Source organism: Paraburkholderia sp. JPY419 (assembly GCF_050435705.1).
In the GTDB taxonomy this organism is placed as follows: Bacteria; Pseudomonadota; Gammaproteobacteria; order Burkholderiales; family Burkholderiaceae; genus Paraburkholderia; species Paraburkholderia youngii.
In genome coordinates this window covers 3,645,828-3,658,638 of record NZ_JBNDKV010000002.1, presented here as the reverse complement: position 1 = coordinate 3,658,638, position 12,811 = coordinate 3,645,828, and the positions used below count along the sequence as shown (strand labels likewise).

At 64.5% G+C, this 12,811-nt stretch carries 12 protein-coding genes and 1 pseudogene; 7 read left to right on the top strand and 6 right to left on the bottom strand.

Annotated features, from left to right (window positions below; translation table 11 throughout):
• Window positions 1-57: 57 nt before the first annotated feature.
• Complete coding sequence (locus tag QFZ91_RS22950) at window positions 58-2,028, bottom strand: hybrid sensor histidine kinase/response regulator (protein ID WP_429568520.1); 1,971 nt, start codon at window positions 2,026-2,028, stop codon at window positions 58-60.
• Between the two features lie 281 nt (window positions 2,029-2,309).
• Between QFZ91_RS22950 and QFZ91_RS22945 the strand changes: the two genes are divergently transcribed.
• Window positions 2,310-2,543: a hypothetical protein gene (locus QFZ91_RS22945; RefSeq protein ID WP_176385065.1), complete on the top strand. Its 234-nt coding sequence runs from the start codon at window positions 2,310-2,312 to the stop codon at window positions 2,541-2,543.
• A gap of 48 nt (window positions 2,544-2,591) precedes the next feature.
• On the opposite strand, the gene QFZ91_RS22940 is transcribed toward QFZ91_RS22945, so the two are convergent.
• On the bottom strand, window positions 2,592-3,650 hold the full coding sequence (locus QFZ91_RS22940) for an NAD(P)/FAD-dependent oxidoreductase (protein WP_429568519.1): 1,059 nt from the start codon (window positions 3,648-3,650) through the stop codon (window positions 2,592-2,594).
• Window positions 3,651-3,892: 242 nt separating this feature from the next.
• Between QFZ91_RS22940 and QFZ91_RS22935 the strand changes: the two genes are divergently transcribed.
• Window positions 3,893-4,330, top strand: coding sequence for a carboxymuconolactone decarboxylase family protein (locus tag QFZ91_RS22935; protein WP_176126241.1), 438 nt, complete (start codon window positions 3,893-3,895; stop codon window positions 4,328-4,330).
• Between the two features lie 53 nt (window positions 4,331-4,383).
• Here the strand turns inward: QFZ91_RS22935 and QFZ91_RS22930 are convergent, their stop codons facing one another.
• Window positions 4,384-5,244, bottom strand: a complete 861-nt coding sequence (locus QFZ91_RS22930; RefSeq protein WP_018435610.1) for a LysR family transcriptional regulator — start codon at window positions 5,242-5,244, stop codon at window positions 4,384-4,386.
• Between the two features lie 148 nt (window positions 5,245-5,392).
• Here QFZ91_RS22930 and QFZ91_RS22925 point away from each other — a divergent pair, with 148 nt between their 5' ends.
• The 3 genes and pseudogenes from QFZ91_RS22925 (at window position 5,393) to QFZ91_RS22915 (ending at window position 7,674) form a co-directional block, all read left to right on the top strand.
• Window positions 5,393-6,793, top strand: a complete 1,401-nt coding sequence (locus tag QFZ91_RS22925) for a DHA2 family efflux MFS transporter permease subunit (RefSeq protein WP_429568680.1) — start codon at window positions 5,393-5,395, stop codon at window positions 6,791-6,793.
• Window positions 6,794-6,887: 94 nt separating this feature from the next.
• A pseudogene (locus QFZ91_RS22920) lies at window positions 6,888-7,354 on the top strand (LysR family transcriptional regulator); the annotation flags it as partial.
• A 92-nt stretch (window positions 7,355-7,446) separates the two neighbouring features.
• A complete protein-coding gene (locus QFZ91_RS22915) occupies window positions 7,447-7,674 on the top strand; it encodes a hypothetical protein (protein ID WP_368588725.1) in 228 nt (75 codons plus the stop codon).
• 40 nt (window positions 7,675-7,714) lie between these two features.
• On the opposite strand, the gene QFZ91_RS22910 is transcribed toward QFZ91_RS22915, so the two are convergent.
• Complete coding sequence (locus tag QFZ91_RS22910) at window positions 7,715-7,897, bottom strand: hypothetical protein (RefSeq protein WP_429568518.1); 183 nt, start codon at window positions 7,895-7,897, stop codon at window positions 7,715-7,717.
• A gap of 2 nt (window positions 7,898-7,899) precedes the next feature.
• Between QFZ91_RS22910 and QFZ91_RS22905 the strand changes: the two genes are divergently transcribed.
• Window positions 7,900-9,018 (top strand): glycosyltransferase family 2 protein, encoded by a 1,119-nt coding sequence (locus QFZ91_RS22905; protein WP_429568517.1) that lies wholly within the window; start codon window positions 7,900-7,902, stop codon window positions 9,016-9,018.
• A 154-nt stretch (window positions 9,019-9,172) separates the two neighbouring features.
• Window positions 9,173-9,394, top strand: coding sequence for a hypothetical protein (locus tag QFZ91_RS22900; protein ID WP_176108377.1), 222 nt, complete (start codon window positions 9,173-9,175; stop codon window positions 9,392-9,394).
• 135 nt (window positions 9,395-9,529) lie between these two features.
• On the opposite strand, the gene QFZ91_RS22895 is transcribed toward QFZ91_RS22900, so the two are convergent.
• A complete protein-coding gene (locus QFZ91_RS22895) occupies window positions 9,530-10,837 on the bottom strand; it encodes an MFS family transporter (RefSeq protein WP_368587241.1) in 1,308 nt (435 codons plus the stop codon).
• A 288-nt stretch (window positions 10,838-11,125) separates the two neighbouring features.
• Window positions 11,126-12,649 (bottom strand): SpoVR family protein, encoded by a 1,524-nt coding sequence (locus tag QFZ91_RS22890; protein ID WP_176385035.1) that lies wholly within the window; start codon window positions 12,647-12,649, stop codon window positions 11,126-11,128.
• Between the last annotated feature and the right edge of the window lie 162 nt (window positions 12,650-12,811).

The following is a 12,811-nucleotide window of genomic DNA, read 5'->3' as shown; positions in this document are numbered from 1 at the left end:
GAGTCGGAGCAAACGTCATGCCCCGGCTGACGAGGCGGCCGCGCAGCGAAAAAGCGCCTACGTCCCCCCGCTTCCGCTCAATCGTCCATCCGCCTTCGTGAGCAATGCGTCGAGGACCGCCATCTCGACCGGCTTCACCAGGTGCGCATGGAAACCCGCGTTGCGAGTGCGATCGAGATCGCTCGCATGACCGAAGCCCGTCATCGCCGCGTACATCGTGCGAGCCATCTCGGGCAGCGCGCGCAACGCCGCGAGCGTCGCATAGCCATCCATCTTCGGCATCGCGAGATCGATCAGCGCGAGATGCGGCGAGAAGCGCGGCGCGACCTGCAGCGCCTGCTCGCCCTCGTAGGCGATACGCACCTCATGGCCCTTCAGTTCGAGCAGCATCGCGAGGCTGTCGGCCGAATCGCGATTGTCGTCGATTAGCAGAATCCGCAGCGGCTGCACGTGGGGCGCGGCACTGATCGCGCCGCTCTCCGCGGTGTCGGACTGCGCGGAGAGCGGCAGACTCAGCGTGAACGTGCTGCCGAGCCCCGGTCCTTCGCTGCTCGCGACGATGCTGCCACCATGCATCTCGACGAGCGACTTGCACAGCGTCAGGCCGATCCCAAGACCGCCTTCGCCGAAACTTTGCCCTTCCTTCTCCTGCGCAAATAGCTCGAAGATCTTGTCGAGCGAGCGCACCGGAATACCGCAGCCGGCGTCGCGCACTTCGAGCACCGCCATGCGAAAGTCGACCCGTCCACGCATCTCTATCACGCTGCCGTGCGGGGAAAATTTCGACGCGTTGTGCAGCAGGTTTTGCAGCACCTGCACGAGCCGCGTCATGTCGCCGCGAATGCTCACGGGGGCGTCGGTGACCTGCGCGACCACGCGCTGCTCGCGCGAGTCGGTGAACGGCCGCGCCGCTTCGATCGCGCGCGTGACGAGCTCGGTGAGGTCGACGCGCGCAATCCGCAGTTCGACCTTGTCGGACATGATGCGGCCGATATCGAGCAGATCGTCGACGAGTCGCGTCAGGTGCGTGACCTGGCGATCGATCAGATCGCGCGCACGCGCGACCACCGGGCTCAGATTGGCTTCCATCTGCATCGTGCCGACCGCGTTGCGCACCGGCGCAAGCGGATTACGCAGTTCGTGCGCAAGCGTCGCGAGAAATTCGCGCATGCGCTCACCGGAGCGCTCGAGCTCCTCGCGCCGGCGCCGCTCGGTCAGATCGCGCGTGACCTTGGCGAAGCCGCGCAAGCGTCGGGATTCGTCATAGACGGCCGTGATGATCACGTTGGCCCAGAACGTCGAGCCGTCCTTGCGCACGCGCCAGCCTTCGTCTTCGACGGCGCCGATCTGCCGCGCGATCGCGAGCTCGCGCGCGGGCTTGCCGGCCGCGGCCTCCTCGGGAACATAGAACTGCGAGAAGTGCCGACCGACGATTTCATCGTGCGTATAGCCCTTGATGCGCGCGGCGCCCGAGTTCCAGCTGACGACGAAGCCTTGCGGATCGAGCATGAAGATCGCATAGTCCTTCACGCTATCGACGAGCAGACGGAAGCGCTCCTCGCTCTGGCGCAGCGCTTCGAGATATTCGCGCTGCGCGCTCAGATCGCGCGTGATCTTCGCGAAGCCGGTGACCTCGCCCTGCCCGTTGCGTATCGCGGTGATCACGACGTTCGACCAGAACGTCGTGCCGTCCTTGCGCACGCGCCAGTCCTCGTTCTCGAAGCGGCCGGTGAGCGCCGCCTGCTCCAGCTCGTAGCCTGGCCAGCCGCGCGCGACGGCTTCCTCGGTGTAGAAGCGCGAAAAATGCTGGCCGACGATCTCGTTTTCCGTGTAGCCCTTCAGCTTCTGCGCGCCGGCATTCCAGCTCACGACGTGGCCTTTCGCGTCGAGCAGAAAAATCGCGTAGTCCGAGATCGCCTGCACGAGCGACCAATAATCGACGCCGACGAGCGCCGACGGCGCGGCCTCGGCCTGCACTCGAGCGGGCTCGCCGTGGACGCGGAGAGTAGAAGCATCAAGCTGGGTCATGGCGGACACGTAATTGGAATTGTTGTGTTGAGCAAATCTCGCGCCTGGCCGGCGCCAAAGCCTTCGTGCAAACGGTTGCGCGGCCCACGCATGGGCCGGGATACCTCGCGAAGAGCGCTCGGGCGCCGGCTCATCAGGCGCAAAGCTTATAACGGCGGGCCCCGCGATTGCTAGCCGGTCATCACTGAAAGCGTCGCCGCTCGGCGGTTTCGGCTTTCGGTTTCACCCTTCGATAGCAAAAACAGGAGTGTCAATTGAAAAACGTATTCACGACTTTCGCCATGAACTTCGCGGCCCCGTGTGCCCTCGCCGCGGCATTGAGCTTCGCCTCCACCGTCGCGCGGGCGGAAGGCTGCGCCAAAGGCGCGGTCGTGGGCGGGGTGACCGGCCACGTTGCCGGACATCATGGGACGGCGGGTGCGGCCGCGGGCTGCGCGATCGGCCACCATGAGGCGAAGAAGAAAGAGAAGGCCGCGAGCGCCGCGGCCGCCGCGAGTCAGCCCGCTGGAAAATGATGCCAATGGCCGGTCCGGCTCGACATCGCTGCGTTTGCGCGCACGCCGTCAACCGGCCGCGCCGATCTTTTCCGCGAGCTTCGTGTCGTAGCTCGAATGGACATGCACGCGTTTCTTGTCGGGATACGCGTATGCATACGCCTTGCGCAGCGCGAGCGACGCCTCGTGAAAGCCTGACAGGATCAGCTTCTGCTTGTTCGGATAGTTCGCGATGTCGCCAACGGCGAAGATGCCCGGCCGCGAGCTTTCGTAGTTCGAGGTATCGACATCGATACGCCCGCCGTGAATCTTCAGTCCCCACTGCGCGATCGGGCCGAGATCCGCGACGAGTCCATACAGCGCGATCAGGTGTTCGGCTTCGAGCTGGGTCTCGCCATGGATCTGCCGCAGCGTCAGCGAACGCAGCGCGCCGTCTTCCACCTCGAGCGCCGCGATCGCGCCGATGATGAAGTCCATCTCACCCGCCTCGACCGCGCGCCGCATCAGCTCGACGCTCGAATCGGCCGCGCTGAAGCCGGCGCGCCGATGCACGAGGGTCACCCGCCGCGAGACCTTGCGCAATGCCAGCGCCCAGTCGAGCGCCGAATCGCCGCCGCCCGCGACGACCACGTTCTTGTCGGCGAAATCGGCGAGGCGTGCCACGCTGTAGTGCACATAGCGCTTTTCCAGCGGCACGGCCTCGGGAAGCCCGAGCTTTTGCGGGACGAACGCGCCATTGCCGGCGGCGAGCAGGATCGCCGCGACGTCGAACACGAGCCCGCGCTGGGTGCGCACGGTCCAGCGGCCGTCGTCGCGTTGCTCGACCGTATCGACGCGCTGTTCGAGATGAATCGGCACATCGAACGGCTTGCATTGCGCGACCAGTCGCTCGACCAGTTCGCGCGAAGTGCACGACGGAATCGCGGGAATATCGTAGATCGGCTTGTCGGGATACAGCTCGATGCACTGGCCCCCGACCCTTCCGAGTATGTCGACGATCTGGCAGGTGAGGCCGATCACACCGGCCTCGAATGCCGCGAACAGACCCACGGGACCGGCGCCGACGATCAGGACATCGGTGCGGATCGGCGAGGTGGACACAGGGGACGGGTCGGCGGCAACGGTCATGAGGCAGGTCTCCAGGTCACGGTGAAACGCGCAAAGCAAGCGTCGATAACTTACCTTACCGAATCGGCCCGCACGCGGCAACGATGCCATCGTCGGCGGTAAGGATGCTATGCGGACCCGCTCAACGCCCCAAAGTGGCTACCTGAAAATATCTGGAATCGGCCATTTTGATGATCCAGATGACGGACTAAGCTAACACCTGTCCAATCCATCGCAGCGTCCCATCCGCCCAGGAGCCCATCATGGAACAACGTCTCGACTTCTACAAAGCCAACCCCGCCGCGATCAAAGCGCTGCTCGGCGTCGAAGAGCGCATCGGCAAGTCGGCGCTCGAAAAATCGCTGACCGAACTGGTGCGGCTGCGCGCGTCGCAGATCAACGGCTGCGCGTATTGCGTCGACATGCATACGAGCGACGCGCGCAAGGGCGGCGAAACCGAGCGGCGTCTCGCGACCGTCGTCGTGTGGCGCGAAACGCCGTTCTTCACGGACCGCGAACGCGCGGCGCTCGAGTGGACCGAAGCGGTGACGCTGGTGTCGCACGATCACGTGCCCGACGCGGTATGGCAGGCGGTGCGCCCGCACTTCAGCGACGAGGAACTGGTCGACTTGACACTGCTCATCTCGGCGATCAATGCCTGGAACCGCTTCGCGATTTCGTTCCGGAAGATGCCGGCCTGAGCGGTGAATGAGTGGCGGCATAAGCGGCGGCATGAGGTGATGCACTGCCCGCCTCACTCGCCGATCCACGACCCGCGCAGATCGCTGTCATGCAGCAACTGCAGCAGCGTGCCGGCCGGGCGGCTCAAGCGCTTCGCCGCCAGCGCAATGAATTCCACCGACGGCAACGTCGGCAACCCGGCCGCATTCAACGGCGGCGCGAGCCCGCGTGCGGCCAGATACTGCGGCCGCACGGTGATGCCGAGTCCGCCGCGCGCAGCCGCGATACAGCCGGAATGACTGCTGCTCGTGCAGACGATCTGCCAGCTCGCGCCGGCTTCGGCGAGCGCATCGAGCACGACCGCGCGCGTCACGCTCGGCTCGGCGACCAGAATTAGCGGCAACGGCTGGCTCAGATCGACGAGCGTGCCGGTTCGCGCGAGCCATTCGAGCCGCCCGGTGAAAAGCGGCACGCCGCGCCGGTCGCCGAGCCGGCGCTTGCCGACCAGCAGATCGATCGCGCCCGCGTCGAGCAGCTCGTAGAGCCTGCCGGTCATGCCGATCGTGATTTCGAGCTCGACGTCGGGATGCGCGTTGCGAAACGCCGCCAGCACGGTGGGCAGCGGGCCGAGCGCGATGTCGTCCGACGAGCCGAGCCGCACGCGCCCCTTCAGACGCGGCGCGCGAAATTGCGACTCCGCGCGCGATAACGCCTGCAGGATCACGCTTGCATGCGCGAGCATCGCTTCGCCGTCGGGCGTCATCGCGAGCGAATGGGTGTCGCGCACGAACAGGCGCCGGCCCACGCTCTGTTCGAGGCGCCGGATATGTTCGCTGACGCTCGACTGCGTCAGGTCGAGCCGCCGCCCCGCCTCGGTGAAGCTATGGCAGGCTGCGACGGTCGAGAAGGTCTTCAGCCAGATGGGATTGAGCATGCGTGATTGTCGCGCTGCTTATCGGCATTGTCGATAACAGTCAGCGAGCTTAGTGGGGTTCCCGATTGACGGGGATGTCAATAAGATGACGGAATTCCGCCTGCCCCCGCTCTGGTGGCGCTTTGCCGCCGCGCCCGCTGTCGAAACCATGACCAAGCATTCGTCTCAAACCGCCCTACTGTGGATCGTCGCCGCCGGCTTCTTCATGCAGTCGCTCGATACGACGATCGTCAACACCGCGCTGCCGTCGATCGCGAACAGCCTGCACGTCGCGCCGCTCGCGATGCAACCGGTCGTCGTCGCCTACACGCTGACGATGGCGATGCTGACGCCCGCCTCCGGCTGGCTTGCCGACCGCTTCGGCACCCGCCGCGTCTATTTCGCCGCGATTCTCGTGTTCGTGCTCGGCTCGATCTGCTGCGCGAGCGCGCACACGCTCGGCGAGCTCGTGATGGCGCGGGTGCTGCAAGGCCTCGGCGGCTCGATGCTGCTGCCGATCGGACGTCTCGCGGTGCTGCGCAGCGTGTCGGGCGAGCAATATGTATCGGCGCTCGCGTTCATTTCGATCGCGGGCCAGCTCGGGCCGATCGCCGGGCCGACGCTCGGCGGCTGGTTCGTGCAGGCGATCACATGGCACTGGATCTTTCTGATCAACGTGCCGATCGGCGCGCTCGGCCTGTACGCGGTGCACCGCTTTCTGCCGTCGCATGACGAGACGCAGGCGCCGCCCTTCGATGTGATCGGCTGCGCGCTGCTGTCGCTGTGCATGATCGCGTTTTCGCTCGCGATCGACGCGCCGGTCCCGTCGCATCGCGCGGCGTGGTCGGCGGGGCTGTTCGCGTTGGCTGTCGCCTGCGCGCTCGCCTACATTCCGTACGCGAAAAACCGCCGCAATCCGCTGTTCAAGCTGTCGCTGTTCGGCGAGCCGAATTTCAGCGTCGGCCTGATCGGCAACCTCGTATGCCGGGTCGGGTCGAGCGCGGTGCCGTTCCTCGTGCCGCTCCTGCTGCAGTTGCAGCTCGGCTACTCGCCGCTGCACTCCGGGCTGATGATGCTGCCCGCCGCGCTCGCCGGCACGCTCGCGAAACGCTGGATCGCGCCGCTCGTGCGCCGCTACGGCTACGACACGTTCCTGCTGGTCAACACGATCATCGTCGGCTCGGCGATCGTCGCGTTCTCGCTGATTTCGCGCGGCACACCGCTCGTGGTCGAAATCGCGATTCTCGCGGTGTTCGGCGCGGCCAACTCGATGCAGTACGCGGCGATGAATAGCGTCACGCTGAAGGACCTGTCGCACGAAGACGCGGGCATGGGCAATAGCCTGTTCTCGATGGTGCAGATGCTGGCGATCGGGCTCGGCGTGTCGATCGGCGGCGGGCTCGTCAATCTGTTCGCGGATCAATGGGGCTCTGCGGAACTCGGCTTCCGGCTCGCGTTCGTGTGCGTCGGCGTGATCACGCTGGTGTCCGCGTGGATCTTCCGTCATCTCGACGCCCCATCCGGTACGCGCGTGATTCGCGGCCAGGCTGCGCAGAGCGCGGGGCGTTGAGCCGCGACGCGTTTGCTCGCGTGTCGACGCATGAATTCGAAAGGTCTTCGCGTTAGCATGTCTGGCATCCATGGCTACCCGGCAGGTACCCCCGATGCCATTCGATGAGCGCGTGCTGAACGGCATCGGCGTGCTGACGGCGATCGTCGATTGCGGCAGTTTCGAGGCCGCGGGCGAAGCGCTCGACATGTCGCAATCGGGCGTAAGCCGCTCGGTTGCCCGGCTCGAAGCACGCCTCGGCATTCGCCTGTTCGACCGCACCACCCGCTCGGTTACGCTGACCGACGAAGGCCGGCGCGCAGGGTACGACCGCAGGGGCGGCTGACCGTCAACGACGTCGGCACGCTGCATAGCGTATGCGTGGCGGGCCAAGGGATCGCGCAGATTCTCGCGCTCGGCGCGGAGTCGCTGCTCGCGAGCGGCAAACTGATCGAGCTCTTTGCGGATTGGGGCGACGAGGTGTACCCGCTGTATGCGCTGTATCCGTCGCGGCACCACCCGCCGGCCAAAGTGCGCGCATTTCTCGACTTCATCATCTCGCTGACCGGCCCAAGCCGCGCCACCCGGCCGCCTGAGCGCAGGGCTGCTGTTTGCCGCCCGCCGGGGTCCGCGTCTTGCTATCGGAGCTTTGTCTTCCCTCCAGGAGAGCAGCGATGAGCAAGACGACGGAAAAACCCCAAGGCGAAACCAAAAACCCGGGCGAAAACGAAACGAAAAGCGAGGCCGGCACCCAGACCGAGGATTTAGCGCATCCGCACCACGCCGTGCATAGCGACAATGCGAAGAGCAAGATGCCCGAGCGCCACGGCGAGGGCCACAAGCAGTCCCCGGCCGACCGTCCGGGCAAACAGCGCGGCGACGACGAACCGTCGGTCGGTTGAAAAAACCCCCGTACCACGGCGGCCTGACTGCTTCATGCATTCAGGCCGCATCACTTTTGCCTTCCAGTGCCTTTCTGTAAGCAAACATTTCTTCCTCATTTTTACCGAATATTTTTTCAGCGCCTTGGACTATTTTGCTGCTAGCAGCGAAGTGTGCGCCATCCGAACCGGCCGCTCCGCTTTGCGCCAATTCATGCCGCTTCCGATCGTTAAAAGGCGTCATTCATGTCCAACGCGTCCAGTACTCTCCTCGTCCGTGCGGCCATCGCCCAAGTGTCCATCTGTGTGCCGACCTGCAATCGTCCCGAACTGCTCGTCGAGTGCGTCGACTCGTGCCTCGCGCAAAGCTATCCGCATGTGGAAATCTTGATCGGCGATGATTCGACGGACTCCCGCTCACGGCAACTGATCTTGCAGCGTTACCGCGACGAGCCGCGCGTGCACTACGAGAAGCACGAGCGGCCGCTTGGCCAGGCGCGCAATGTGTCGAGCCTGTTCGAGCGGGCGCGCGGCGACAAGATCCTGTTGATCCACGACGACGATCTGCTGACGAGCGACGCCGTCGGCAAACTCGTGTCGCTTTGGCAGCGCTATCCGGGGCTCGATGCGGCATTCGGCGCCCAGTACGAAGCGGATCACGACGGCGCGATCGACCTCGCCGCGAGCGAGCGCCTGAACGCGGCGTTCCGGCGCAGCCAGGCCAATGAGGGGCTGCAGCCGCTCGCGGGCCGCACCGGCCTGATCCAGATGTTTCCGAACAATGGCTGGATGGCCGACGCGCAGCTCGTGAAGCGGATCGGCTACGACGATCGGTACGGCGTCTGCTGCGACTACGTGTTCGGCACCGAGCTATGCCTTGCCGCGCGCGAGGTGTTTTATCTGCACGACTACGTGTCGGTGTATCGGAAGACCGCGACGTCGATCTCGCACAGCACGCGCGGCACGAACACGGCAGCGCCGTTGAGCGCCTATGGGTTCGTGAAGTCGCTGCGACTGCCGGCGCGGCTCGAAGCGTCGCGGCGGCTGGCGCTGCGGCGGCTCGTACCGATCGTCGTGTCGATTCACGCGAGAAACGGCGACGCGCGCGCGGGCTGGCGGATCGCGCGCACGCATCTGTTCGCCTACGACTACGGCTTTAGCGCGCGGCTTTACTACCACCTGCTGATGCTGGCGCGCGCGGCCTGGCGCGCACGTCTGCCGACGGCGAGCGCGGCGGCCGATGCTGCCGCCCGCGGGGCGGCCCCGTCGATGGCGACGGTCGCCGCGCATGAGGCCGCGAGGGTCGAAGAGTTTGTCGACAAGCTGGTCGATGAATTCGTCGGCGACCGCTCGAAGCCGGTGTGAGCAGCGAGAAGCGCGTCGCGAACCGGACGGAGCGCGAGCGCAAGCCGATTTTCTGCTAAGCATTCCCTGCTTAGCAAACGCGTATTCGTTACTTGGTGCCGAGCGCGCCGCTGATTACGATGGGCACGACCCGTCATCGCAGAGGTGCTTCGCCATGTCAGACAATGCGTGTTTCAGACCGCGCGTGATCGAACCGGTCGTCGAAGATCAACCCGAAGGACTCGGCCTCGCGGTCGAGCTATGGTTTGCCCAACCGATCGACGGCATCGCGGGGCGTGCGGTACAGATTCATCTGCGCAGCGGCGCGAGGATGGAACAGGCCGAGAGCTTGCGCGACCTGCTGCATGCGTGGGGGACACGGATCGTCGTCAGTTGAGCGGAGCGCGCTGCTGCCCGTTCGCGTAGTGGCGCGCGAACGTCGATGCGATGAAAAACGGCGGTCCGGTTGCCCCCGGACCGCCGCTCGAATGCTTCATCGCGGCACGGCGTTTCGCCGTGCCGGGCTAGCGGCTCACGGCTCGTGCCGCAGATACCCTTCCGTCGATGGATCACGCATGCGCAGCGACACGATACCCGCGAGTGCGCACAGCGCCGTTACATACCAGAAGAACATCGTCTCGACGCCGGCCGATTTCAGCCACAGCGCGACATATTCTGCCGAGCCGCCGAAGATCGCATTGGCGACCGCATACGACAGCCCCACGCCGAGCGCACGCACTTGTGGTGGGAACATTTCCGCCTTGATCAGGCCGCTGATCGACGTATAGAAGCTGACGATCGCCAGCGCGACGACGACGAGCGCGAACGCCGCGACCGGACTCGTCACGTCCTTCAGCGCATGCAGCAGCGGCACCGTGCCGAGCGTCGCGAACAAGCCGAAGCACAGCATCGAATTGCGTCGGCCGATCCTGTCGGACAGCGCGCCGAACGCCGGCTGCATCAGCATGTAGACGAACAGCGCGGCGGTCATCACCGAGCTCGCGGTCTTCGCGTGCATGCCGGCCGTGTTGACCAGGTATTTCTGCATATACGTGGTGAACGTATAGAAGATCAGCGAGCCGCCGGCCGTGAAGCCGAGCACCGTCATGAACGCGGCCTTGTGCTCCCACAAGCCGCGCAGCGTACCCGCCTCCTTGCGCTGACGGGTCGCGGCGGTGGTGGTTTCGTCGAGCGATTTACGCAGATAGAGCGAGACCAGCGCAGAAATCGCACCGATTGCAAACGGCACGCGCCAGCCCCACGCCTTCAGTTCGTCGGTCGTCAGCAACTGCTGCAGGACCACCAGTACGAGCAGCGCGAACAGCTGACCGCCGATCAGCGTCACATACTGGAACGACGCGAAGAAGCCACGCCGGCCCTTCAATGCGACTTCGCTCATATAGGTCGCGCTGGTGCCGTATTCGCCGCCCACCGACAGGCCCTGGAACAGCCGCGCGATCAGCAGCAGCGCCGGCGCGAGCGCGCCGATCTGCGCGTACGTGGGCAGCATCGCGATCACGAGCGAGCCGCCGCACATCATGAAGACCGACACCATCATCGCGGTGCGGCGGCCGCGCTTGTCGGCGAGCCGGCCGAAGAACCAGCCGCCGATCGGGCGCATCAGGAAGCCGGCGGCGAACACCCCGGCCGTGTTGAGCAACTGCGTGGTGGTGTTGCCGCTAGGAAAGAACGACGGCGCGAAATACAGCGCCGTGAACGAATACACGTAGAAGTCGAACCATTCGACAAGATTGCCCGATGAAGCGCCGACGATCGCGAAGATGCGGCGCCGGGTGTCGTCCGCTTGTGCGACGACGGGTTGGTCGGTTAGATCGTTCATGCTGATGTCGGTCCTTTTTTCTCTAAACGAGGATGACGCTCGTGACGCCGCCTTCATGCGCGTCGCGGACAACCGCACACGCGCGCGCGGCGAATTTTACATAAGTGAAAAGTTCAGATGGGGTTTTGTCTGCGGAACTGCAGGAAAGCCCTGGGTACGGGCCGGCTGCGAATTTAGAACTGCAACGAAAACGAAGCCCCGCCAGCCGCGAGGCTGCGGGGGCTTCGGGTAATCGACGCGGACCGCCCGGGCAAGGTTTCGAACCGTCGCCGCGCTCGGACCGAGACGTCAGATTCTCACGGACGGCGGCACGTACCGGCACTCGTAGCGCTTTCTGACGGTACCGTTTTCGTCGACGCTTTCGAGGTACACATCGAATTGCCACAAGCGCGCCATGTGCTTGAGCACTTCGTCGCTATCCGACGACAGGTGCCGGTTGTCGCTCATGAAATGCCGCAACGTCAGGCTGCGATCGCCACGCGTATTGACGGCCCATACCTGAATGTTCGGCTCGCGGTGATGCATGTCGTACTGCCGCGACAGCGCCTGGCGCACGTACTGGTAGCCGCTGTCGTCGTGAATCGCCGACACCTCCAGCGCGTCGCGCATGTCGTCGTCGAGCACCGAAAACAGGCGCATTTCGCGGATCAGATGCGGCGACAGGTACTGCGCGACGAAGCTCTCGTCCTTGAAGTTGCGCATCGCGTAGTGCATCGAGGGCAGCCAGGGACTGCCTGCCAGATCAGGAAACCACTTGCGGTCTTCGTCGGTCGGCGCTTCGCAGATGCGGCGGATGTCGCTCATCATCGAAAAGCCGAGCGCATACGGATTGATGCCGCTGTAATACGGCTTCGTGACCGGCGGCTGATAGACGACGTTGCTGTGCGAGTGGAGGAACTCCATCATGAAGCCGTCTTCCAGCTTGCCCTGGTTGTACATCGTGTTTAGCAGCGTGTAGTGCCAGAACGTCGCCCAGCCTTCGTTCATCACCTGGGTCTGCCGCTGCGGATAGAAATACTGACCGATCTTGCGCACGATGCGGATCACCTCGCGCTCCCACGGCTCGAGCAGCGGCGCGTTTTTCTCCGCGAAATACAGCAGGTTTTCCTGCGGCTCGGGCGGATAGCGCTCCTCGACCTCTTCGGGCAGCGGCGTATGGCGCGTGGGCAGCGTGCGCCACAATTCGTTGACCTGCGACTGCAGATACGCCTCGCGCTCGCGCCGCGCGGCGAACTCCTTCTCGAGCGACAGCTTCTGCGGGCGCTTGTAGCGGTCCACGCCGTAATTCATTAGCGCGTGGCACGAATCGAGCAATTCCTCGACGCGATCGAGCCCATAGCGCTCCTCGCATTCCGCGATGTAGTTCTTCGCGTAGACGAGGTAGTCGATGATCGCGTGCGCGTCCGTCCACAAGCGGAACAGATAGTTGCCCTTGAAGAACGAGTTGTGACCGTACGCCGCATGCGCGATCACGAGCGCCTGCATCGTCATCGTGTTCTCTTCCATCAGATACGCGATGCAGGGGTTCGAATTGATGACGATTTCGTACGCGAGCCCCATCTGGCCGCGACGATAGCTTTTTTCGGTAGAAAGAAAGTGTTTGCCGAACGACCAGTGACGGTAGTTCACCGGCATGCCGACGGACGCGTAGGCGTCCATCATTTGTTCAGCGCTGATGAGTTCGAGCTGGATCGGATACACGTCGAGCTCGTATTGCTCCGCAACACGGGCAATATGCGAGTCGTACTCTTCGATCAATTCGAAGGTCCAGTCGGACGGGCACGGCAGAGGCCGTCTATCGGCTACGTTCATACGGACTTCCCTTTGCCCCTCGATGGGCGTTCCGGTGTGTCCCGTGCTGCAGCATTGCGGACTGCTCCGGCGCGAGCGGCTGCCGTGCTAGCCGCTCCTGCCTCGGCATGCCCCGACAGTTGCTGCGGCACGCCTTTGTTGCGCTGCGGCGCAGTCGTACGA

Coding starts and splice junctions, on each gene's coding strand:
- QFZ91_RS22950 (WP_429568520.1), bottom strand. CDS start 2,028: ATGACCCAGCTTGATGCTTCTACTCTCCGCGTCCACGGCGAGCCCGCT.
- QFZ91_RS22945 (WP_176385065.1), top strand. CDS start 2,310: ATGAACTTCGCGGCCCCGTGTGCCCTCGCCGCGGCATTGAGCTTCGCC.
- QFZ91_RS22940 (WP_429568519.1), bottom strand. CDS start 3,650: ATGACCGTTGCCGCCGACCCGTCCCCTGTGTCCACCTCGCCGATCCGC.
- QFZ91_RS22935 (WP_176126241.1), top strand. CDS start 3,893: ATGGAACAACGTCTCGACTTCTACAAAGCCAACCCCGCCGCGATCAAA.
- QFZ91_RS22930 (WP_018435610.1), bottom strand. CDS start 5,244: ATGCTCAATCCCATCTGGCTGAAGACCTTCTCGACCGTCGCAGCCTGC.
- QFZ91_RS22925 (WP_429568680.1), top strand. CDS start 5,393: ATGACCAAGCATTCGTCTCAAACCGCCCTACTGTGGATCGTCGCCGCC.
- QFZ91_RS22915 (WP_368588725.1), top strand. CDS start 7,447: ATGAGCAAGACGACGGAAAAACCCCAAGGCGAAACCAAAAACCCGGGC.
- QFZ91_RS22910 (WP_429568518.1), bottom strand. CDS start 7,897: ATGACGCCTTTTAACGATCGGAAGCGGCATGAATTGGCGCAAAGCGGA.
- QFZ91_RS22905 (WP_429568517.1), top strand. CDS start 7,900: ATGTCCAACGCGTCCAGTACTCTCCTCGTCCGTGCGGCCATCGCCCAA.
- QFZ91_RS22900 (WP_176108377.1), top strand. CDS start 9,173: ATGTCAGACAATGCGTGTTTCAGACCGCGCGTGATCGAACCGGTCGTC.
- QFZ91_RS22895 (WP_368587241.1), bottom strand. CDS start 10,837: ATGAACGATCTAACCGACCAACCCGTCGTCGCACAAGCGGACGACACC.
- QFZ91_RS22890 (WP_176385035.1), bottom strand. CDS start 12,649: ATGAACGTAGCCGATAGACGGCCTCTGCCGTGCCCGTCCGACTGGACC.